Raw genomic sequence first — 21,282 nt, 5'->3', positions numbered from 1 at the left:
CGATAATTCGGGTGACATATCCCACTTCATGCCGCATCGTTGGGCGCGGCCGATGAGTTTTGTCGGTGGCACCGGTCAGTCTGTACATGACGACCACATCTTGTGAAACCGAAGCCCGGATCCCCGGTGACGACCGGTTCTCCCCCGACGACCCCGAACGAGGTTCCGTGACCATCTCCGAGCTCGACTCACCCGCCAAGCCCGCGGCCGCCGCGTCCGGCCGCACGCCGCCCGTGATCCGTCTGCTGGTGCTGGCCACGTTCGTGGTCATTCTCAACGAGACGATCATGATCAACGCCATTCCGGGGCTGATGGCGGCGTTGCACATCACCGAGCAGAGCGCGCAGTGGCTTTCGACCGCCTTCATGCTGACCATGGCCGCGGTCATCCCGATCACCGGTTGGTTCCTCCAGCGTGTGTCCACCCGGGCCGCCTACGCCACCGCGATGGGGCTGTTCCTGCTCGGCACCGCGCTGGCGATGGCGGCGCCGTCGTTCGCCGTGCTGCTGGTCGCCCGCATCGTCCAGGCGTCCGGGACGGCCGTGATGATGCCGCTGCTGATGACCACCCTGATGCGGGTGGTGCCCGAGGAGGACCGCGGCCGGGTGATGGGCAACGTCACCCTGGCCATGTCGGTCGCGCCCGCGATGGGCCCGACGGTCTCCGGCGTGATCCTGCAGTTCGGCTCCTGGCGCCTGCTGTTCGCCGTGGTGCTGCCCATCGCCGCCCTGATCGCGTGGGGCGGCCTGAAGCGGCTGCAGAATGTCGGCGAGACCGAGCGCGGCAGCATCGACTGGTTCAGCGTGGTGACCGCCGCGGCCGGTTTCGGCGGCCTGGTCTACGGGCTCAGCCGGTTTGAGGGCGGCGACGCCCGCGTGGCCGTCGCGATCGTGCTGGCCGGGCTGGTCACCATCCTCGGCTTCGTGCTGCGCCAGCTGTGGTTGCAGAAGCACGGCGTGCCGCTGCTCGACCTGCGCACCCTGCGCCAGCGCACCTACACCGTCGCGCTGATCCTCATGTCGGTGGCGTTCATGGCGATGCTCGGCTCGATGATCCTGCTGCCGCTCTACCTGCAGAGCCTGCGCGGGCTCACCGCCCTGGAGACCGGGCTCCTGGTGATGCCGGGCGGCCTGGCGATGGGGCTGCTCGGCCCGACCGTCGGCCGCCTGTTCGACCGGTTCGGCGGCCGGGTGCTGGTGGTGCCCGGCGCGATCGGGATCATGCTCGCGCTCACCGGGTTCACCCAGGTCTCGATGACGATGCCGTTCTGGCAGATCCTCGGCCTGCACGCGCTGCTCATGGTGAGCCTGGCCGCGACGTTCACCCCCGTCTTCACCCTCGGGCTCGGCGCGGTTCCTCCGCGGCTCTACTCCCACGGCAGCTCGATCCTGAGCACGCTGCAGCAGGTGGCCGCGGCCTTCGGCACCGCGCTCGTGATCACCGTGATGAGCGCCAGGGCCGAGGCCCTGACCGAGGCCGGGGTCAGCGAGGGGCTCGCCGATCTGGGCGGGATGCGGCTGGCGTTCATCATCGGCGCGGCCCTGTCCGTAGCCGTGGTCGTCGCCGCCCTGCTCCTCCCGGCCCGCGCGCCCGACACCGGCGAGGGCGACGGCCCCGCCTGGCCCGCCCACTGATTCGGCGGTCTTCCGACCGGCCGTCACCGCCACTTCATGGCGGTGACGGCCGTCGTCGTACCGGGCGGGCGCCGGGCAGCCGGCAGCAGTGCCACGTCCGTGCGGCCGTGTTTGACTTGGCGCATGGATCAGCCCCGGTACGTACACCTGATCGAACGGGACTACGCGCGGATGCGCGAGACCGCCATCCGTGACCTCGCCGCCCCGGTGCCTCACTGCCCCGGGTGGACCACGGCCGACCTCCTCAAGCACGTCGGCGACACGTTCCTGCACAAGGTCGAGACGATGCGCCGCGGCGCCTGGCCGAGGCCCTGGCCGCCCGAGCCGGACCCGGACGGCCCCGCGGCGTACCTTGATCGCGCCATGGCCGGGCTGCGCGGCGAGCTCACCTCCCGCAAGCCGGAGGAGCAGGCGCTGACGTGGTACGACCCCGACCAGACCGTCGGGTTCTGGGCGCGCAGGATGGCGCTGGAGACGGCGGTGCACCGGGTGGACGCCGAACTGGCGGCCGGTGAGCCCATCGTGCCGATCCCGGCCGACCTGGCGGTGGACGGCATCGACGAGATCCTCGTGACCTTCCTCGCCTTCGCCTCTCGCCAGTGGCCGGAGGACTTCGGTGAGGCCCTGTCCGGCGCGGACGGGCGTGCGGTGTCGATCACGGCGGGAGCGGATCGCCTGTTCGTCCGCCTGGCCGCCTCGGGCGTCGAGGTCACCAGGGACGAAGCGCCCGGGGAGGCGTCGATCTCGGGTGCACCCCAGGACGTGCTGCTGTGGTTGTGGCGGCGGGCGGACGGCTCGGCGCTGACCTTCGACGGCGATCCCGAGCTGGTGAAACGACTGCGCGACCTGCTGAAGGAGGCGACCCAGTAGGCCGAGCGCCGGGTTCGTTCTCACGCAGGCCCGCCGGAGGGCGGGGCCCGATCGGCGGGGGCAGGCGATTTTCCCTGGGCTGCCATGGACAGAGCGCGGGTTGGCGTCGAGATTGGTCGGCAGGTGTCGTCATCTTCCCGGCGGCGCCGATCGAATGACGTATCGCATGACGTGAGGAGCGCGCATGAGGATCGTGGAGCTCGCCTCGGTGGACGGGTACATCGCCTTCGACCTGGACTGCCCGACCAGCGCGGGCGGGACGCGGCTGGCCCCGGACGTGACCCCCGGCGAGGCGGGGCTGCTGGCGCGGGCGATGACGTACAAGCTGGCCGTGCTCGGCGAGCGGATCGGCGGCGCCAAGGCGGTGCTGCGGGCCGAGGCCGCGGACCGGGAGGCCACCGTGGCCCGCTACTGCCGGGAGATCACTCCGCTGGTCGAGAAGGAGGAGTTCCTCACGGCCTCCGACCTGGGCACGCGTACGCAGGACTTCGCGCCGCTGCCCGGCTACCGTACCGACGCGGTGATGCACCAGGAGGTCGGCGGCGAGCTGGTGGACACGATGGTGACCGGCTTGGGGGTGGTCGTGGCGGCGGAGACGGCGCTCGGCGGCCTGGACGGGCGGACGCTCGCGGTCGAGGGCTTCGGCAAGGTGGGCGGCGCCGTCGTACGGGAGGCCGCGCGGCGGGGCGCGCGGATCGTGGCGCTGTCGACGCTGCGGGGATGTGTGACCGACCCGGCCGGGCTGGACGTCGCCGCCCTGGAAGAGCTGCGGGCCGAGCACGGCGACGGCTGCGTGGAACGGCTCGGGCTGCCCGTGCATCCGGCCGAGTCGCTGTACGAGGTGGCGGCGGACGTGCTCGTGCCCGGCGCCCGCACCGGCACCCTGAGTGCCAGTCGAGCCGCCAAGGTCCGCGCCCGCGTCGTCGCCCCGGCGGCGAACGTCCCCTACACCGACGCCGGCCTGCGTGCGCTGCGCGAGCGCGGCGTGCTGACGCTGGCGGACTTCGTCTGCGGGGCCGGCGCCACGATCGGCTACATCTCCGAGCGCAACCGCCAGGTCACCGACGCCGCCACCGCCCGGACCCTGGTGGAGCAGCGGGTCGCCGAGCTCACCGGCACGGCACTCGAGCATCCCGACGGGCCGTTCGCGGGCTCGTGCGCCGTGGCCGAGGGCTTCCTGTCCACCTGGCGCGCCCCCGACGGCCTCCCCGAGGGCCCGCCCCTCGCCCCCGAACCGGCGCGCTGATACACCTCAGCGCCCAAGACAGGACGCCGCACCCTGCGCCGCTCTCACTTGCCGCGCATCACCGCCGGCTCGTGGCGGCGCAGCATGCGGGCCACCAGGAAGGCGCAGACGACGGCGAGGAGCGCCAGGACGCTCATGTCCAGGAGCCACGTGCCGAGGTCCTGCTTCCACAGCGGGTCCGGCGGGTCCGAGATGTGCGGGATGAGCTGGCCCACGTCGAGCGTGGCCGCCAGCGCGGCCAGGGCCCAGCGGGCCGGGACGAGCCACGAGAGCTGCTCCATCACCGGCTTGTCGTCCAGGTGCACCAGCGCCCCGCAGAAGACCAGCTGGACCAGGGTGACGAGGACGAGCAGCGGCATCGTGGTCTCACTGGTCTTGGCCAGCGCGGAGATGAGCAGGCCCACGGTCATCGCGGTGAACGACAGCAGTGCGACGGCGAGCGACAGCTCGATCATCGGCGCCGTGAACACGCCCGTGTCGTACGTCTTGACGTTCAGCATCGCCACGTACGTCAGCACCACGCCCTGCGCCACGGTGATCACGCCGAGGACGAGCAGTTTGGAGCAGAGATAGGCCGAGCGGGACAGCCCGACCGCCCGTTCTCGCTGGTAGATGGCGCGTTCCTTGACCAGTTCCCGTACGGCGTTCGCGGAGCCGGTCAGGCAGCCGCCGATGCACAGGATCAGCAGCAGGTTCGCCGAGTTGCCGTTGCTGTTCGGCGGGCCCATCAGGTTGCCGGTCGGGACGACGCGGGCCATCAGGCCCATCACGATGGGCAGCGCGATGGTGATGCCGAGGAAGAGCCGGTCGGCCACGATGCCGCGGCAGTAGCGGCGCACCAGCGTGCTGAGCTGCTCCGGCCAGCTCTGCTGCTTCGGCGGCAGCTCCCGCTGGACGGGGTGGTGCGTCGCGACGGGCTGGATCAGGTCGGCCGCGATGTACTTCTGGTACAGCTCGGATCGCGTGAACTCGCCGGCCCAGTCTCTGGAGGGGTCGTCGAAGGCGATGAACACGTCCGCCCAGTCGGTGAAGCCGAGGAACGGCAGCGCCTCCCCCGGCGGGCCGAAGTAGGCGATCTTGCCGCCCGGCGCCATCACGAGGAGCCGGTCGCAGATGTCCAGGTTGGCGACGCTGTGGGTGACGACGGCGACGGTACGGCCCTCGTCGGCCAGGCCACGCAGCATCTGCATCACCGACTTGTCCAGGCCCGGGTCCAGGCCGGAGGTCGGCTCGTCGAGGAAGAGCAGGGACGGCTTGGTCAGCAGTTCGAGCGCGACGCTGACGCGCTTGCGCTGGCCGCCGGAGAGCGACGAGATGCGGTTGTCCTTGCGGTTGGCCAGCCCGAGCTGCTGCAGCACCTCGTCGACGCGGGCCTTGCGCTCGTGCTGCCGGGTGTCGTCGGGGAAGCGCAGCTCGGCGGCGTAGATGAGGGCGCGGCGGACGGTGAGCTGGTGGTGCAGGATGTCGTCCTGCGGGACGAGGCCGATGCGGGAGCGCAGCTCGGCGTAGTCGCGGTAGAGGTCGCGCCCGTCGTACGTGACGACGCCCTGGTCGGCGGGGCGCAGGCCGGTGAGGGCGCGCAGCAGCGTGGACTTGCCCGACCCGCTGGGGCCGACCACGGCCAGCAGGCACTTCTCGCCCACCGGGAACGACACATGGTCGAGGAGCACCTTGCCGTCCCCCACGGTGACGGTGAGATCGTGGGCCTGGAGGCAGACCTCGCCCGTGTCGGCGTACTCCATGAGCGTGTCGCCCACGAGCTGGAACGACGAGGGGCCGATGCCGATGAGGTCGTCGGGCGTGACGCGGGCCCGCTGCACGAGCTGTCCGTTGACGTAGGTGCCCATCCTGCTGCCCACGTCGACGATCTCGTGGCCGCCGGCGTCGATGCGCAGCTCGGCGTGCCGCCGCGACACCCTCAGGTCGGTGACGACGATGTCGTTCTCGGGCGCCCGGCCGATGCGTACGATCTGCGCCCCGCCGAGATCCCTGACCGTCGCCGGCTCCCGCCACTGCCCGGTACGGGGGAGGCGGAGGGTGGGCGTCGGCCCGGCGCCACCCGGCTGCCCAGGCCCCGAGGTAGGCGCTGTCAGCCGGAGCGTGGGCGTGGGCGAAAGCGTGGCGCCTCCCGGCTGCGCGGGCTGCCAGGCGGGCGCCGGGGGCGCGGGCCGAGGCGGGGGAACAGGCGCCGGTGCGGGCGAAGGCGGTGGGATGGCAGCGGGTCTGGACGTGGGCGGAGGCGGAGGGACGGCAGCGGGTCTGGACGTGGGCGGAGGCGGCGTCCAGGCGGCCGGCTCTGGCCGCGAGATCCGGGCGTCCGGCTGCGGGGGCGAGGTCCGGGCGTCCGGCTGTGAGGGTGAGATTCGGGCGCCCGGTGGTGGGGGTGGGGTCCAGGCGCCCGGTCGCCACGGGGTCTCCTGCGGCGGAGGCAGGGTGGGGGTGCGGAAGGTGATGGCGCCGCCGTCCGTCGGGTGGCCGAGGTCGATCCTGCTGCCCGGGCCGACGGCGACCCGCTGCACCCGCCGGCCGCCCAGGTACGTGCCACCGCGGCTGCCGACGTCCTCCAGGATCCACTGGCCGCCCTCGAACCGCAGCTCGGCATGCGTCCGCGAGACCCGCTCGTCGCTGATGACGACGTCCGACCTCGGGTCGCGGCCCAGCCGGTACGCACGTCCGGGATCGAGGGTCACGGACACGCCATGGCCTTCGACGACAAGCTGCGTCACGGAAGCGCCTTTCTCACGGAGGACCAGAGGCGACGATAGCCCCGAACAGCCGACCGTAGACAGACTTTCCCGGTGAAGACGGATGTTTCAAGAATGCTCGTACTAAGAGCGGCGACGAGCTCAAGCGCCAGGCGAGCGAGCGAGGAGAGCAGGCAGGTGCCTCCGATCAGGTCGGAAGCGCCCGGCGTACACTCGCCGGAGAGATCACCGACTGGAACGGGCACTCGCATGACCGCTGCCACCGAAGCCGTCCTGGCCGGGCTCGACGACGCCACGTGCGACGAGCTCACGGCCCTCTACCGTGACCTGCACCGCCACCCCGAGCTGTCCTTCCAGGAGGAGCGCACGGCGGGCGTCGCCGCCGAGCGGCTGCGCGCGGCCGGGTTCGAGGTGCGCACCGGGGTCGGGGGCACGGGCGTCGTGGGCGTGCTGCGCAACGGCGACGGGCCCGCGGTGGTGCTGCGCGCCGACATGGACGGGCTGCCGGTGGCCGAGGCGACCGGCCTGCCGTACGCGAGCACCGCGACCACCCAGGACGCCGAGGGCCGCCGGGTGCCGCTGATGCACGCCTGCGGCCACGACATGCACGTGACGTGCCTGGCCGGCGCGGCCGCCGCGCTGGCCGCCGGGCGTGAGCGCTGGCGGGGCACGCTGGTAGCGGTGTTCCAGCCGGCGGAGGAGGTGGCGGGCGGGGCGCGGGCGATGGTGGACGACGGGCTGCTCGATCTGGTCGGCCGCCCCGACGTCGTGCTCGGCCAGCACGTCTTCCCGCGGCCTGCGGGCACGGTGCTGGTCAGCCCTGGCGAGGTCATGGCCGCCGCCGACAGCCTGGAGATCCGCCTGTACGGCCGGGGCGGCCACGGCTCGCAGCCCGAGCACACCGTGGACCCGGTGGTGCTGGCCGCGGCCACCGTCATGCGGTTGCAGACGGTCGTCTCGCGCGAGGTGTCGCCGTTCGACCGGGCCGTGCTGACCGTGGCCCAGATCCACGCGGGTCACAAGGAGAACGTCATCGCCGACGAGGCGAGCATCACCGTCAACCTCCGCTCGTTCTCGCCCGAGGTGCGGCGCCGGCTGCTGGACGGGGTCGAGCGGGTGGTGCGGGCCGAGGCCGCGGCGTCGGGGGCGCCTCGCCCGCCCGAGCTGCGCACGCTGAACTCCTTCCCGCTGACCGTGAACGACCCCGGCGCCACCGCCGTCGTCCGGGATGCGTTCAGCGCCCGGTTCGGGGCGGAGCGGGTGACGGACCTGGCGCCGCTGATGGGCAGCGAGGACTTCGGCGTCTTCGGCTCCGAGGCCGGGGCGCCCTCGGTCTTCTGGGGGCTGGGCTGCGCCGACCCGGAGACGTACGAGCGGGCGGTGCGGGAGGACCGGCTGGCGGAGGACGTGCCGGGCAACCACTCCCCCGCCTTCGCACCGGTGCTCTCGCCGACGCTGCGCATGGGCACGGAGGCGCTGGTCACGGCGGCACTGGCCTGGCTCGCCCCCGGGCCCGGCCTTGATCCGTCACCGGCGTGATCGAGTATCGTCCGGTGTTTGTGGCAGCTGAGAGCACGAAGCCGGTCGAATACCGGCAGGGCCGGTTCCTTACCCCGCCAGGAGCGACCGAGGTCCTCCTCGTCCGGCACGGCGAGTCCGAGCCCGCCCGCCCCGACCAGCCGTTCTCTCTGGTGGACGGCCAGGACGATCCGGGGCTCGCGCCCGAGGGCCACGAGCACGCGCGGCGGGTGGCCGAGCGGCTGGCCGCCGAGCGCGTCGACGCGATCTACGTGAGCTCGCTGCGGCGCACGTCCCAGACGGCCGCGCCGCTGGCCGCCCGGCTCGGCCTGACGCCGGTGGTGGAGCCGGAGCTGCGCGAGGTGTACCTCGGCGAGTGGGAGGGCGGCCTGTTCCGGCGCATGGTCGCGGAGGGGCATCCGACCGCGGACCGCATGGCGGCCGAGGAGCGCTGGGACGTGATCCCGGGCGCCGAATCCGCCGCGGACTTCTCCGATCGCGTGCGCGAGGCGCTCGGCAGGCTGGCCGCCGCCCACCCCGACCAGCGGATCGTGGTCGTCACCCACGGCGGTGTGATCGCCGAGGCGCTGGCGGCGGCCACGGGGTCGCGGCCGTTCGCGTTCCTGGGCGCGGACAACGGCTCGGTGTCACATCTGGTGCTGACCGAGGCCCGGTGGATCCTGCGCCGCTTCAACGACACCGCGCACCTCGGCCCCACCTTCTCCACCACGGCCGCGCCGCCCACCTGACGCCTCGATCAGGAGGCGGTGCGACTCCAGCAGCCCTTCTGGCAGGTCGCCGGGGGCGCACCAGCGGGCCTCCAGGATCTCCGTCGGGTTGAGCCGCAGGGTGCCGCCGCCGGCGTAGCGGGCCTCGTACGCCACGTCCACCCGCAGCTGGAACCCGCTCCTGAGCTGCACCAGCTCGCCCACGGTCACCTCAAGCCCGGTCTCCTCGCGCACCTCGCGGGCGACCGTCTGCTCGAACGTCTCCCCGCGCTTCGCCCCGCCCGTCGGCAGTCCCCACGGCCGCCGCTCGTTCCAGAAGCGGTGGCGCAGCAGCAGGACGTTGCCGTCGCGGTCGCGTACGACGCCCGTCACCCCGACCATGAACGTGGCCTGGGACAGGTAGAGCAGCCGCCACCGCACCCGCGCGCCGAGCCGGAGCCAGACCCGGGCGAGCAGCCGCCTGCCCGGCCGGGCGCGGACCGTCAGTCCCACCAGCCCTCGACCACCTCGACGCCCTCGCTCTCGATGGCGGCGTGCCACACCGGATCACGCAGCAGCCGCGCCTCCCATGAGCGTACGACGCCGTCCGGCCCCTCGACCGCGTCCTCGCGGGACGGGTGCAGGAACAGCTCGCTGGTGCCCTCGGGCAGGGCCGCGAGCCGGCGGAGGTAGTCGTCCCTGAGTGTCTCGTACGTGCCCAGCTCTGCGGCCGTGCGGCGGTTGGTGGCGATCGTCTGGGGGATGGCCACGCCCAGCGCGTCGGCGTGGGCCACGGCGCGCCGGTGGGCCGCCGCGAGCGGCGGCGGGAGCGGCCCGCCGAAGTACGGCTCGGGGTCGCGGGGCAGCCGGAAGGCCAGGCCGTGGGCCGCGCACCAGTCGAGCGTCTCGGCCAGCCACGACCTGCCGTGCAGGCCGTAGAGGGTGCCGGCGTGGGAGTCGGCCGCCACGGGCGCGAGGTCGCGCTCGCGCATCCAGCGCAGCTGCGCCTGCGCCTCCCCGATGACGTCGGGAGCCTCGCCGCGGGCGCCGAGGACCATCGGGTCTGCGCTGAGCGTTCCGTCCTGATCGGCGAGGCTGCCCGGGCCGGCCAGCGGCTGCCAGCGCGGGACGCCGCGTTCGCTGGTGAGCGTCACGTGCAGCCGCGGCAGCACGCCGAGCTCCCTGACCTGCTTCGCGGCCGCCTCCGCGACCGGCGAGACGCAGATGAGCGTCGTCGCGGAGACGTGTCCCTCGGCCAGCAGCGCGGCGATGACCTCGGTCGTCCCCTGCTCGCGGGCGAGGTCGTCGGCGGTGATCACAACGCGGCGGCTCATCGGGGACGCTCCACGGCCGGTCCGTCCACGGGTTCCTCCCCCGAGCCCGCGACCGGGCCGTCCGCGAGGCCCGAGCCGTCCGAAAGGCCCGGACCGTCCGCAGCGCCCGAGTCGTCCGCAGGACCCGGCCCCGCCGGCGGGGCCGGGTCTGTCGCCTCGGGCGGCGTCTCGATCGGGACCGAGACCAGCCGCGCCGCGACCGCGCCGATCGTCGTCAGCACGAACGGATACACGCACAGGTACACCCGGAACGCGAGCCCGGGATCGGCGCCGGGATCGTCGCCCGAGTTGTAACCGAGGAACACGCCCAGCGAGGTGAGCGCGAGCCCGGTCACGATCCCGTTGAGCCGCCCGAAGAAGCCGAACGCCGACAGGAAGAGCCCTTCGCGGTGCTCCCCGTTGCGGGCCGCGTCCGCGTCCAGGACCCGGGCCACGATCAGGTCGTTCGTCGCCAGCATGCCCGACCACCCGGCGCCGACGAGCATCCCCGCGGCGATCGCGGTGACCAGGCCGGTGGCGAAGAACAGAGCGGCGAAGCCGGCCGCGAGGACCGCGAAGGCGATCCGCCAGGCCCACAGCGCGCCACGGCGGGCCACCAGGCGGGTCCACAGGACGAGCCCGCCCGCGGTGACCAGGATGACGATGCCCTGGAGATAGAGGGCGTTCACCACGGGGAGCCCGAGCGAGTAGCGGACGTACAGCTGGATGCCCGACAGCACCAGCGCCATGGCGATGCCGTAGCAGGCGCCGATGAGCCCGACCGACCAGAACATCGGGTTGCGCACGATGGACCACAGGCTCGGCAGCAGCCGCGGCCGCTCGCGCGTGGAGTAGCGGGGCCGCTCGCGCGCGCTGAGCGCCATGAACGCGATCACGACGAGCGCGATCGCGCCGTAGATGATCGCCGTGGTGCGGAAACCCTCGGTGGACTCCTCGGTGCCGAACACGCTCGTCGTGAGCAGCGGGGTGACCGCCAGCGAGAGCACGAGCGCCACCAGCTGGAAGCCCTGGCGCAGGCCGTTGGCGACCGCGCGGTCGCGCTCGCGCGGGTAGAGCTCGGGCAGCAGCGCGCCGTAGTTGGCGTTGATCATCGAGTCGAAAGCCTCGCACAGGATCGCGAACACCGCGAACCACAGCACGAGCCCCATGCCCCGCAGCGAGGACGGCGCGGAGAAGAACGCGATCATGCAGGCCACCAGCATCGGCGCGCCGACGAGCAGCCACGGGCGGCGCCGGCCGAAGCGGCTGCGGGTGCGGTCGGACAGGTGGCCGAGCAGGGGGTTGTCGACCGCGTCGATGACCGCGTAGATCACCATGACCACGCCGTAGGCGCGTACGTCGAGCCCGAGGATGTCGACGTAGTAAAGGATCATCGATCCTTTGATCAGGTTGATCGGGATGGAGGTGCCCAGCATCCCGATGGCGTAGCGCCAGGCGGGGGTGGTACGGGGTTCGGACACGCGATCACTTCCTTCTCCCTGAGCCGGCCGGCGGGGGCGTCAGCTCGCCCAGGGCTCCGTGCCCGTGGTGACCGGGCCGCCGCTCTTGGCCGACTCCCCGATGGCGAGCCCGATGAGGTGGTCCTGGCACGCCTCGGCCAGCGGGTACGGCGCCGGCCCCTCCTGCCGCGCCCAGGCGCCCATGCGTTCGAGCAGGTCCGCGACCGCGATGTCGTCGTCCGACAGGCCCGCACCGGCGAACGGGTTGCGATAGACCACCCGCCCGTCGAAGCTGATGTGCCGCAGGTCGCGCGCCTCCAGGTCGAGGTCCACGCCGGTGTCGCGGCGGAGCAGCCGTGACTCCACCGGCGTGAGCGGGTCGGCCAGCCGGATCACCCGGTCGTCGGCCAGTTCGCCGGTCGAGCCGCGCACGACGATGCGCCGCGACAGCAGCGGGTTCCACCACTGGTTGTCGGTGAAGTCGTACAGGCCCATCCGGCCGCCGAAGCCGATCGTGGCGATGGTGGTGGTCGCCGGGCGGGGCGTGGCGTCGCCGCGCCAGCCGCCGGGGCCGAGCGGGTCGGCGAGGGGCGCCTCGAACACGCCCGCGCGGACCTCGGCGGGCTCGAACCCGACGCCGAGCAGGCCGCGGATCATCGACACCGCGTGGTAGAGGTGCGTCGAGGAGACCTGGACCGAGGTCGGCTCGCCGATCACGCCGTCGCGGACGATCGCCAGCCGGGCCGCGTGCCCGGGCATCAGCAGGTACTGCTCGGCCACCTGCACCAGCCCGGTGCCGCCGACGTCGGCCCAGAGCGAGCGCAGCCCGGCCAGGTCGGGCGCGGGTGGCGTCTCGGCGAGCACGGGCAGCCCGCGCGCGGCCACCTCGCGGACGGCGCCCGGCATCGCGTCCCAGGTCACCGCGGCGGCGAGGTAGCCGGGCCGCTCGTGGCCGAGCAGCTCGTCGATCGAGCCGAAGGCCGGTACGCCCCACTCCGCGGTGATCGCGGCGCCCCGGTCGGTGCTGCGGGTGACGACGCCGGCGACCCGCAGCCGGTCCGGCATCGCCTTCGCCAGCCGCAGGAAGAACCGGGTCCGCCGCCCGCTGCCGATCACACCGAACGTCGTGGTCATCGAAGCCGGACCTCCCCGGGAGACGCTGGAACGGTTCCGCGTGGGACGAAACCGGCAACAGCGTACTTCGCCGGAGATCAGGACGGGAGCTAGAGGGCCTTGCGGAACTTCCGCACCTCGTTCCAGACCTTCTGCCCAGCGGCTTGAACTCGACGGTGAGCTCCCCCTCACGTCGGCGTACGGGGAGGGCCATCGGGTCGGAGGACGCCCCGCGGGCGTTAAATACGTTGCGCCCGCACGGGTGGTCCGCTCAGCATCAAGATCGGACGCTGCGAAAGGGGAACCCATGAACGCGGTCCTGCTCGACACGATCCGCCACAACACCTGGGCCACCGGACGGCTCATCGAGTTCTGCCGGGATCAGCGGCTCTCGGCGGAGCAGCTGGAGGTGCGCGGGGTCGGCACGTTCGGCGGCATCCGCTCGACCCTGCAGCACATCGTCGAGTGCGACGGGAGCTACGTACGGCGCCTGGCCGGGACCGAGATCTCCTGGGTGGACGACGAGGCCGAGGCCGGCCTGGACGAGCTGCTGAAACGGGCGTCGGAGGCCGCGCGGCTGTGGGAAGAGGTGCTGGCCCGGCCGATCGACGTCGAGGCCGTGCTCGTCATCGACGAGGGCACGCGCGAGACCCGCACCGGCATCTTCCTGGCCCAGGCCGTCAACCACGCCAACCACCACCGCGAGCAGGTCTGCGCCATCCTGACCGGCCTCGGCATCCAGCCGCCCGACATCCAGGCCTGGGAGTACGCCTGGGACACCGGGCGCATCTGGGACCGGCCCGCCGTCTCGTAGCAATACCGGGCGAAAAAGACGACCATGTGAATACGGCGGATGATCCGCGAACCGCCGAGTGCGACGGCCCGGAGCAGGAGAGCGCCACCGGAGGACTCTCATGACGACGCGACCCCCGCGCGTGATCATCGCAGGAGCCGGCATCGCCGGGCTGACTGCGGCCCTGAGCCTGCACGCGGCCGGCATCACGGACGTGACCGTGCGCGAGACGGTGGCGGAGCTGCACCCGCTCGGGGTCGGCATCAACCTCCTCCCCCACGCCGTGCGCGAGCTCATCGAGCTCGGCCTGGGCGAGCGCCTGGCCGCGATCGGCGTGGCGACCGCCGACCTGACCTTCCTCACCCACCGCGGGCAGCGGATCTGGTCCGAGCCGCGCGGGCTGCACGCGGGCTACCGGTGGCCTCAATACTCGATCCACCGCGGCCGGCTGCAGCTGATGCTGCTGGAGGCCGTACGCGAGCGTCTGGGGCCTGAGTCGGTCGTCCTCGGCTCCCCCGTCACCGGCCTCGACCACGACGCCGACCTGCTCGTCGGCGCCGACGGCATCCGTTCCAGCGTCAGGCGGGCCCTGTTCCCCGGCGAGGGCGAGCCGCTGCCGGGCGGCGACGTGCTGTGGCGCGGCACCACGTACGCCAAGCCGTTCCTGACCGGCGGCTCCATGCTGATGATCGGCGACAGCACGCAGAAGCTGGTCATCTACCCCGTCGCGCCGCCCGGCGACGACGGCACCCAGCTGATCAACTGGGCGATCCAGCACCGGGCGCGCGTCGAGGGCGTGCCCACGGGCGACTGGAACCAGCCCGTCGAAGTGGAGCACGTCCTGCCCCACGTGCGCGGCTGGCACTGCGACGAGCTGGACATCCACGCGCTCATAGAGGGCGCGGAGCAGGTGTTCCAATACCCGCTCGTCGACCGTGACCCGTTACCCCGCTGGTCGGCGGAGCGGGTGACGCTGATGGGCGACGCGGCGCACCCGATGTACCCGACCGGCTCCAACGGCGGCACCCAGGCCGTCATCGACGCCCGCGTCCTGGCGTACGCGCTGGCCCACGGCCTGAGCCTGGAGTTCTACGAGGAGCAGCGGCGGCCGGTCACCGGCGGCATCGTGCTGGCCAACCGCCAGGACGGGCCCGAGGTCATCCTGCGGCTGGCCCACGAACGCGCCCCCGGCGGCTTCACCGACGTCGAGCAGGTGCTGCCGCTGGCCGAGCGCGAGGAGATCGCCCTGCGCTACAAGCGGCTGGCCGGATTCGAGCCCGCCACGCTCAACGCCCGCCGCAGCTGGACGGTGCGCCCCCAGTCGCTCCCCTGAGCTCCGGCGGCCCTCGGCGATCGAACCTCGGAGGTGGGCGCCGCGTATCCCCAGCCGTAACGCAGGCGCCTTTCAACGAGCGAGAAGAGAGCCCCGCCATGTCTGATGCCTCCCTGTCTGATGCCTCCCTGTCTGATGCCTCCCTGTCTGATGCCACTGTCACGCGGATCGCGATCAAGGACGTGACCCCGGACGTCTCCAGTGCGATGCGCGCCCTGCACGAGGCCGCCCTGGCCGCGGCGCGGGCCGCCGGCATCGAGCCGGAGTTGCTGCAGCTGGTCAGGATCCGCGCGTCGCAGATCAACGGTTGCTCCCTCTCGCTGGCCCGGCATCTCCGGGACGCGCGGGCCATGGGTCAGAGTGAGCAGCGCATCAGCGACGTGCGGGCCTGGCGCAACAGCAAGGTGCTCAGTCCCAGGGAGCGGGCCGCGTTGTCGCTGACGGAGGCGATCACGCTGGTCTTCGCCGGTCAGGTGCCGAACGCGGTGTACGCCGAGGCGGCCGGCCTCTTCGACGAGACCCAGCTGGCGGCGCTGATCTGGGCCGCAACGGTGATCAACACGCACAACCGGATCGCGATCACCACCCGGCTGGAGGGCAGCGGCGCGCCACCGATCGCGGCCGCCGGATAAACGTGCCGGTGCGGCGTCCCTGGCTGCGTCCGGGACGCCGCACCGGGCGTGTCAGCCGTAGACGCCGAAGTGCCACAGCGAGTAGCCGTACGCGGTGCCGCGCCGGGTGAGGTTCAGCCGGACGTAGCGGGCGGAGGTGTTCAGCGCGATCTCGTCGAAGCCGCCGTCCCCGCTCGCCGTGCTGTGCACGGTCGTCCAGCCGGCCCCGTCGGCCGACGTCTGCACCTCGTACGCCGCGCCGTAGGCGTCCTCCCAGCCGAGCTGGACGTGCCTGATCGCGGCCGTCCGCCCCAGGTCGACCTGGATCCACTGCGGATCGGCCCACTCGCTGGCCCAGCGGGTGGTGAAGCTGCCGTCGGTGGCCCGGTCGGGGGTGAACGGGCCGCCGTCGCCGTTCGCCTGATAGGTCGAGGCGGTGGTCGGCCTGCCCCCGGCCAGGTCGGTGCCCGCGATGACCGGCGGCACCACGCGGAACGAGCGCTGCTCGATGCCGGCGTTGCCGTGGCCGTCGTAGGCGTAGACGTACACCTTCCACACGCCCATCCGCTCCGGCGCCGTCACCGCGAACCGGCCGGGGCCCGTCTCGGTGAAGCGCGCCTGGGTCAGGCCGCGGTTGCCGGTGATGTGCTTGTCGCCGACCATGACGTTGTAGCGGATCAGGTCGCCGTCCGGGTCGGACGCGGCGACCTCGACGGTAAACTCCTTGCCCGCCTGCACGGCGGTCTGCGAGCCGACCGTCATCGAGGTGATCGCGGGCGGCGTGTTGCCGGTGGCCTGGCCGGTGTAGGCGCGCTTGAGCGCGTGGTAGCCGTGGCGGCGCCAGCCGCCGGTGGTGGTGTTGAGCCAGACGCCGCCGAAGTCGTTCTCCAGGCCGTAGTGGAACTCGGTGGCGCCGAGCGCGACGCCGGCGTGGCCGGTGACGGCGTTCCAGCTCGCCAGGTACATGTCCCGCTTCTCCAGGTCGCCCGGCTCGTCGGGCACGCCGTTGACGTCGTTCGGGACCTCCCACTCGCCGTCGGGTCCCGCCTCGGTGACGATGTACGGCCGGGTGTGCCCGCCGGCGATCCAGTCCTGCCTGACGGTGCCGATGGCGCCGTAGGAGTTGACCGCCAGCAGGTCGAGCGCCGGGGCGTGCGCCTTGTAGTAGGTCCAGGCGTGGGTGTAGGCGTCGGTCGAGGTGACCGGGTGGTTGGGGTCGGCGGCGTGGATCGCCTCGGCCACCTCGTCCACGAACCTCGCGTACGCGGCCCGCCGCTGCTCGACCACGTCGGCAGGCAGGCCGTGGTCCTGCATGGTGAGGATCACCTCGTTGCCGACGTCCCACATCAGCACGCCCTGACGGTTCTTCAGCGCGTTCACGCGGGCCACGATCTCGTTCTTCACGCTCGTCTTGTACGCGGTGTCGTTGACGTAGTCGGCGCCCTGGTTCAGCCAGTGCCCGACAATGACCTTGATGCCGTGCCTGGCCGCAGTGTCCAGCAGCGCCGGGGTGTGCGTGTCGTCCACGCCCCAGGTGCGGATCGTGTTGACGCCCATGGCCTTCAGGTCGCGCATGTAGCCGTCGGCGGCGGCCTGCGGCGGCCCGTAGGTCACCCCCTTGATCAGGTACGGCGAGCCGTTCACGGTCAGCCGCCAGTCGCCCTGGGAGCCGGTCACCCGCACGACGCTCGGCCCTGCGGGGACGGGCGGGTCGGTCAGCTCGGCGGGGACGGAGCCGGCCTGCCGGGAGACCGCGACCCAGTCCACGCCGAGCTCGCCGCCTGAGGTGGTGGCGGCGGTGGGCGTGGTGAGGCCGGCCAGAGCGTTCGGCAGCGAGCCGCCGATGGCCAGGTCGAGGCGGAGGTAGAAGCCGTGGTGCACGGCGGCCTTCCAGGCGGCCACGCCGACCTGGCTCTCGCGTACGACCCACGTCTGCCGGCCGTCGAGGTAGAAGCGGATCTCCTCGTCGGTCTTCGTCCTGTCGATGATCTGCGTGTACTCGTGGTAGCCGGTACGGCAGCCCGCGCAACTGGCGAAGCCGCTGGTGCGGCCGTTGTACTCGTTGCACACCCCCTCGGGGGCGGTGCCGCAGTGCAGGGTGTTGGCGAGCTGGTCGCGGCCGTTGACCGCGGTCATGATGTCGGTCTCGCCGATGCCCGGCCAGTTCGTGTGGTTACCGCGGAAGGCTGCGCCGGTCGCGCGGAAGCCGGGCCAGTAGCCGAGCCCGTTCGCGACGTCCGGCTGCTTGATCATGGCGCTGAACTTCAGCAGCTCGCCCGGCCGCGGCTCGAAGTCGGCCCGCTGGGTCTCGATCCGGCCGGAGGTCCAGCGGCCGGCGCCGTCCCTGATCGCCTTGATGGTCAGCCGGCCGTCGCCGAGGTGCACGTTGGCCGTCGAGTCGGTCATGGTCTCGACCTCGCCGGTGCCCCAGTTCGCCGGGCCGCCGGGGTAGGAGGTGCCGGTGCGCGGGATCCAGTTCGCGGCCGACGGCGAGCTGCCCGCCGGACCGGTGAAGTCGTCCCGCCACACCTCGCTCCACGTGCCCGGATCCGGGCCCGGGTCCGTTCCCGTGCTGCCGTAGACCTGCATCTCCCAGAGGGAGTAGCCGTAGCCGGTGGCTCGGGCGGTGCCGTAGAGGCGGACGTGGCGGCCGGTGGCGGTGAGGTCGATGGTCTGGGTGCCGCCGGCGCCGTTGGTGGTGGTGTGGGCGTCGGTCCAGCTGTTGCCGTCGTTCGAGGTCTGGATCCTGAACGCGGTGGCGTACGCGGCCTCCCAGGTGAGGACGACGCGGCTGATGCTCGCGGAGGTGCCGAGATCGATCCGCAGCCACTGCGGATCGCTGAACGAGCTGGACCACCGGGTGCCGGTCAGGTCCCCATCGAAGGCGGCCGCCGCGCTGTAGGCGGCCCCTTCCTCCGAGGAGGCGGTCGCCGGACGGCCCTGGGACAGCAGGCTGTCGGCCGCCGCGGGAGCGGGGAAGCCCAGCAGGGACACGATCAGGCCCGCCAGCGCGACGGCGACCACCGTCAACCGGCGCGGGCCCGGACTGCGAGTTGGATGCACGACCTCTCCTACCGACGGGGGGTGCCGGGCCGTGGGCACGGCTCAGGTGGGAGAGCGCTCTCCGTATCGGAGAGTCCTCCCGCCCGGCCGCCGAGTCAAGACCCATTTCTTCACCGAGGCGAAACACCCTGCTCATCCACCGGAAACGCGGCAGGTCGCGGCGCTTGCGACTCCTCCCCGCTTGACAACCGGTCACCGCAGCGGTCACTCTTTTGGAGAGCGCTCTCCTACGTGTGTCGTTCCGACCCGTTGGAGGAGAGACCATGCCCCCTTCCCGCAGCCCCGCCAAGCTTCCCCTGAGAGCGATGTGCGTCGCACTCGCCGCGGCCATCGCGCTGGTCGCGGCCGGCCTGACCACGATGGTGCCCGCCGTCGCCGCCGACGGCCTGCTCTCGCAGGGGCGGCCGGCGACCGCCTCCTCCGTCGAGGGCACGGGTTACAGCGCCGGCGCCGCCTTCGACGGCAGCACCACCACGCGCTGGTCGAGCGCCGCCGCCGATCCGCAGTGGCTGCGGGTCGATCTCGGCGCTCCCGCCACCATCAGCCGTGTCGTGCTGACCTGGGAGAGCGCGTACGCCACCGCGTTCAAGATCCAGACCTCGAACGACGGCAGCTCCTGGACCGACGCCCACACCACCACCAACGGCACCGGCGGCACCCAGACCATCGACCTCACCGCCACCGGCCGCCACATCCGCCTCTACGGCACCACCCGAGCCACCGGCTACGGCTACTCCCTCTGGGAGATGCAGGTCTACGGCAGCGGCGGCTCGCCCACCACGCCGAGGCCCAGCCCGACGTACACCGACGAGGTCACCCACCACGAGTTCCAGGCCAACTGCTCGTGGACGGCGAACCGGCCCGACGACCCCATCGTCTACCCCGGCCTGCCCGGCGCCTCGCACATGCACACGTTCGTCGGCAACCGGACTACCCACGCGGGCAGCACGGCCGCCTCGCTGCTCGGCGGCGGCACCTCGTGCACCAACCCGCACGACCGGTCGGCGTACTGGTTCCCGAGCTTCTACAAGGGCGACCAGCTGATCCAGCCGACCGGTGACCAGGTCATCTACTACAAGTCGGGCATTCTGGAGTACTGGCGGGTGCAGCCGTTCCCGCAGGGCCTGCGCTTCGTCGTCGGCAGCCCGTACGCGAGCCTGGAGGAGTTCCGCGACGCGCCCGGCGCCGTGGAGGGCTTCGAGTGCGGCGACCTGTCGCGCAGCTGGGACATCCCCCGCTCCTGCGCGCCCGGCACCCAGGTCAACGTCCGCTACCAGGCGCCGAGCTGCTGGGACGGGGTCAACCTGGACAGCGCGGACCACAAGAGCCACATGGCCTACCCCGTCGGCGGCTACTGCCCGGCCGGGCATCCGGTGGCGGTGCCGATGCTGGAGTTCAAGATCGCCTTCCCGGCGGACGGCGACCTGTCCCAGGCCCGCCTGTCCAGCGGGCGCGGCTACACCTGGCACTACGACTTCTTCAACGCCTGGGACGACCCGGCGATCCTCGACGCGCTGGTGACCCACTGCATCAACGGCGGTCTCCAGTGCAACCCGCGCGGCTACGACCTGTACAAACCGCATCGCGGCGCCGCGCTCACCGAGGACTTCCAGCTCCCCCGGCCATGAGAGGAGCCCCTGGAGAGCCTGGAGAGCGCTCTCCGACCGCTGTGCTATAAAGGGCTGATGAGGCAAGATCCCTCGCCGTCATCAGGCTCGTCCATCACTCTGGAAGACGTGGCCCGCGCGGCGGGAGTCTCGCGGTCCACGGTCTCCCGGGTGATCAACGGCATCCGCAACGTCGACCCGGCGATCCAGGAGACCGTCAGGCGGGCCATCGCCACCACCGGCTACGTGCCCAACCACGCCGCCCGTTCCCTCGTCACCCGCCGCACCGGCGCCATCGCGCTCGTCGTCTCGGGGGCGGGCGGCGAGGGCGCCGACGCCCCCTTTCCCGGCCAGGTCTTCGCCGACCCGTTCTTCGGCCGCGTCGTCGGCGGCATCGTCGGCTTCCTGCGGCCCCGGGGCATCCACCCGATCCTGATGTTCGCCGAGAGCGCCGAGATCCACGCCCAGGTCCTCACCCATCTGCGCCACGGCAACGCCGACGGGGCGCTGCTGGTCTCCACCCACGCGGCCGACCCGCTCCCCCGGCTGCTCGTCGAGGCGCGGGTGCCGGCCGTGCTGTTCGCCAGGCCGGCCGAGCCGATCCCGATCAGCTACGTGGACGTCGACCATCGGGCCGGGGCCAAGCTCGCCGCCGACCACCTCGTCTCGCGTGGCCGCCACCGCGTCGCGACGATCTCCGGCCCGCTCGACGTGCCGGCCGGGCAGTCCCGGCTGACCGGCTTCCTGGACGCGATGGCCGCCCACGGCCACGCCTACGTGCCCCACGCCGAGGGCGGCTTCACCCATCACAGCGGCGAGGCGGCCATGGAGCGCCTGCTGGACGAGCATCCCGGCCTCGACGGCGTGTTCGTGGCCAACGACCTGATGGCCCAGGGGGCGCTGGTCGCGCTGCGCCACCACGGCCGCAGGGTGCCGGAGGACGTGGCCGTGGTCGGCTTCGACGACAGCAGCGCGGCGACCGCGTGCCGGCCGCCGCTCACCACGGTCCGCCATCCGGTGGAGGACATGGCCGGGGAGATGGCCCGGATGTTGCTGACCCACATCGAGCAGCCGGGACGGCCGGCCACCTCGAAGATCTTCGACCCCGTCCTCGTCGTCCGCGACTCCGCCTGAACCACCCTTCCCGGACAGCCGGCGTCCCCGTTGATCCATCGGCCTGAGTCGCCCGTCCGGACCGCCCGTCTGGCCCGCCCGCTTGAGCCACCCGGTCTCCCCGGCGGCCGGCGTCCCGTCGTGCGTGCTCGCCGCCGCGTTCTCCGGAACGGCGGACCGCTCGCACCGGAGCCGC

General features: G+C 72.5%; 16 protein-coding genes. 10 read left to right on the top strand and 6 right to left on the bottom strand.

Annotation, left to right across the window (positions count from 1 at the left end; genetic code table 11):
• The first annotated feature begins 167 nt into the window (after positions 1 to 167).
• The 3 genes from AB0C28_RS40160 (at position 168) to AB0C28_RS40150 (ending at position 3,750) form a co-directional block, all read left to right on the top strand.
• A complete protein-coding gene (locus AB0C28_RS40160; protein WP_358080567.1) occupies positions 168 to 1,634 on the top strand; it encodes an MDR family MFS transporter in 1,467 nt (488 codons plus the stop codon).
• 123 nt (positions 1,635 to 1,757) lie between these two features.
• Complete coding sequence (locus tag AB0C28_RS40155) at positions 1,758 to 2,504, top strand: maleylpyruvate isomerase family mycothiol-dependent enzyme (protein WP_358080565.1); 747 nt, start codon at positions 1,758 to 1,760, stop codon at positions 2,502 to 2,504.
• A gap of 184 nt (positions 2,505 to 2,688) precedes the next feature.
• Positions 2,689 to 3,750 (top strand): Glu/Leu/Phe/Val dehydrogenase dimerization domain-containing protein, encoded by a 1,062-nt coding sequence (locus AB0C28_RS40150; protein ID WP_358080563.1) that lies wholly within the window; start codon positions 2,689 to 2,691, stop codon positions 3,748 to 3,750.
• A gap of 44 nt (positions 3,751 to 3,794) precedes the next feature.
• Here AB0C28_RS40150 and AB0C28_RS40145 read toward each other — a convergent pair whose 3' ends face one another.
• Positions 3,795 to 6,476, bottom strand: a complete 2,682-nt coding sequence (locus AB0C28_RS40145; RefSeq protein ID WP_358080561.1) for an FHA domain-containing protein — start codon at positions 6,474 to 6,476, stop codon at positions 3,795 to 3,797.
• Between the two features lie 228 nt (positions 6,477 to 6,704).
• On the opposite strand from AB0C28_RS40145, the gene AB0C28_RS40140 reads away from it, so the two are divergent.
• Both AB0C28_RS40140 and AB0C28_RS40135 read left to right on the top strand, forming a co-directional pair.
• The gene (locus tag AB0C28_RS40140) at positions 6,705 to 7,994 is read left to right on the top strand and encodes an amidohydrolase (protein ID WP_357850149.1); all 1,290 of its coding nucleotides are present in this window, start codon (positions 6,705 to 6,707) and stop codon (positions 7,992 to 7,994) included.
• Positions 7,995 to 8,008: 14 nt separating this feature from the next.
• Positions 8,009 to 8,722, top strand: coding sequence for a histidine phosphatase family protein (locus AB0C28_RS40135; protein ID WP_358080559.1), 714 nt, complete (start codon positions 8,009 to 8,011; stop codon positions 8,720 to 8,722).
• Here AB0C28_RS40135 and AB0C28_RS40130 read toward each other — a convergent pair.
• From AB0C28_RS40130 to AB0C28_RS40115, 4 genes are read right to left on the bottom strand one after another with little or no spacing between them, the layout of a single operon-like run.
• Positions 8,621 to 9,193, bottom strand: coding sequence for an NUDIX domain-containing protein (locus AB0C28_RS40130; RefSeq protein ID WP_357850155.1), 573 nt, complete (start codon positions 9,191 to 9,193; stop codon positions 8,621 to 8,623). The two genes, AB0C28_RS40135 and AB0C28_RS40130, sit on opposite strands and share 102 nt — an antisense overlap.
• Entirely contained in the window at positions 9,184 to 10,014 is an 831-nt protein-coding gene (locus tag AB0C28_RS40125) for a ChbG/HpnK family deacetylase (RefSeq protein ID WP_358080557.1), read from the bottom strand. Before AB0C28_RS40125 ends, AB0C28_RS40130 begins: the two co-directional genes overlap by 10 nt.
• Complete coding sequence (locus AB0C28_RS40120; protein WP_358080555.1) at positions 10,011 to 11,474, bottom strand: MFS transporter; 1,464 nt, start codon at positions 11,472 to 11,474, stop codon at positions 10,011 to 10,013. Before AB0C28_RS40120 ends, AB0C28_RS40125 begins: the two co-directional genes overlap by 4 nt.
• A gap of 39 nt (positions 11,475 to 11,513) precedes the next feature.
• Positions 11,514 to 12,587 (bottom strand): Gfo/Idh/MocA family oxidoreductase, encoded by a 1,074-nt coding sequence (locus AB0C28_RS40115; RefSeq protein WP_358080553.1) that lies wholly within the window; start codon positions 12,585 to 12,587, stop codon positions 11,514 to 11,516.
• 286 nt (positions 12,588 to 12,873) lie between these two features.
• Between AB0C28_RS40115 and AB0C28_RS40110 the strand changes: the two genes are divergently transcribed.
• The 3 genes from AB0C28_RS40110 to AB0C28_RS40100 all read left to right on the top strand — a co-directional run bounded on the left by AB0C28_RS40110 (position 12,874) and on the right by AB0C28_RS40100 (position 15,324).
• Positions 12,874 to 13,380 (top strand): DinB family protein, encoded by a 507-nt coding sequence (locus AB0C28_RS40110; protein WP_357850167.1) that lies wholly within the window; start codon positions 12,874 to 12,876, stop codon positions 13,378 to 13,380.
• Positions 13,381 to 13,480: 100 nt separating this feature from the next.
• Complete coding sequence (locus AB0C28_RS40105) at positions 13,481 to 14,692, top strand: flavin-dependent oxidoreductase (RefSeq protein WP_358080551.1); 1,212 nt, start codon at positions 13,481 to 13,483, stop codon at positions 14,690 to 14,692.
• Between the two features lie 98 nt (positions 14,693 to 14,790).
• The gene (locus tag AB0C28_RS40100; RefSeq protein ID WP_358080549.1) at positions 14,791 to 15,324 is read left to right on the top strand and encodes a carboxymuconolactone decarboxylase family protein; all 534 of its coding nucleotides are present in this window, start codon (positions 14,791 to 14,793) and stop codon (positions 15,322 to 15,324) included.
• A gap of 51 nt (positions 15,325 to 15,375) precedes the next feature.
• On the opposite strand, the gene AB0C28_RS40095 is transcribed toward AB0C28_RS40100, so the two are convergent.
• Positions 15,376 to 18,366: a discoidin domain-containing protein gene (locus AB0C28_RS40095; protein ID WP_358080547.1), complete on the bottom strand. Its 2,991-nt coding sequence runs from the start codon at positions 18,364 to 18,366 to the stop codon at positions 15,376 to 15,378.
• Between the two features lie 263 nt (positions 18,367 to 18,629).
• Here AB0C28_RS40095 and AB0C28_RS40090 point away from each other — a divergent pair, with 263 nt between their 5' ends.
• Together AB0C28_RS40090 and AB0C28_RS40085 are read left to right on the top strand one after the other, a co-directional pair.
• A complete protein-coding gene (locus AB0C28_RS40090; RefSeq protein ID WP_358080545.1) occupies positions 18,630 to 19,994 on the top strand; it encodes a DUF1996 domain-containing protein in 1,365 nt (454 codons plus the stop codon).
• Between the two features lie 57 nt (positions 19,995 to 20,051).
• Positions 20,052 to 21,107: a LacI family DNA-binding transcriptional regulator gene (locus AB0C28_RS40085; RefSeq protein WP_357850181.1), complete on the top strand. Its 1,056-nt coding sequence runs from the start codon at positions 20,052 to 20,054 to the stop codon at positions 21,105 to 21,107.
• Positions 21,108 to 21,282 lie beyond the last annotated feature (175 nt).

Source organism: Nonomuraea sp. NPDC048892, from assembly GCF_040649735.1.
In the GTDB taxonomy this organism is placed as follows: Bacteria; Actinomycetota; Actinomycetes; order Streptosporangiales; family Streptosporangiaceae; genus Nonomuraea; species Nonomuraea maheshkhaliensis.
The sequence above is the reverse complement of the archived record's forward strand: the minus strand, read 5'-3'. Positions and strand labels throughout refer to the sequence as shown.

Excerpts from the sequence above, each read along its gene's own strand:
- AB0C28_RS40155 (WP_358080565.1), top strand. The coding sequence starts at position 1,758 with ATGGATCAGCCCCGGTACGTACACCTGATCGAACGGGACTACGCGCGG.
- AB0C28_RS40150 (WP_358080563.1), top strand. The coding sequence starts at position 2,689 with ATGAGGATCGTGGAGCTCGCCTCGGTGGACGGGTACATCGCCTTCGAC.
- AB0C28_RS40140 (WP_357850149.1), top strand. The coding sequence starts at position 6,705 with ATGACCGCTGCCACCGAAGCCGTCCTGGCCGGGCTCGACGACGCCACG.
- AB0C28_RS40125 (WP_358080557.1), bottom strand. The coding sequence starts at position 10,014 with ATGAGCCGCCGCGTTGTGATCACCGCCGACGACCTCGCCCGCGAGCAG.
- AB0C28_RS40115 (WP_358080553.1), bottom strand. The coding sequence starts at position 12,587 with ATGACCACGACGTTCGGTGTGATCGGCAGCGGGCGGCGGACCCGGTTC.
- AB0C28_RS40110 (WP_357850167.1), top strand. The coding sequence starts at position 12,874 with ATGAACGCGGTCCTGCTCGACACGATCCGCCACAACACCTGGGCCACC.
- AB0C28_RS40105 (WP_358080551.1), top strand. The coding sequence starts at position 13,481 with ATGACGACGCGACCCCCGCGCGTGATCATCGCAGGAGCCGGCATCGCC.
- AB0C28_RS40100 (WP_358080549.1), top strand. The coding sequence starts at position 14,791 with ATGTCTGATGCCTCCCTGTCTGATGCCTCCCTGTCTGATGCCTCCCTG.
- AB0C28_RS40090 (WP_358080545.1), top strand. The coding sequence starts at position 18,630 with ATGCCCCCTTCCCGCAGCCCCGCCAAGCTTCCCCTGAGAGCGATGTGC.
- AB0C28_RS40085 (WP_357850181.1), top strand. The coding sequence starts at position 20,052 with ATGAGGCAAGATCCCTCGCCGTCATCAGGCTCGTCCATCACTCTGGAA.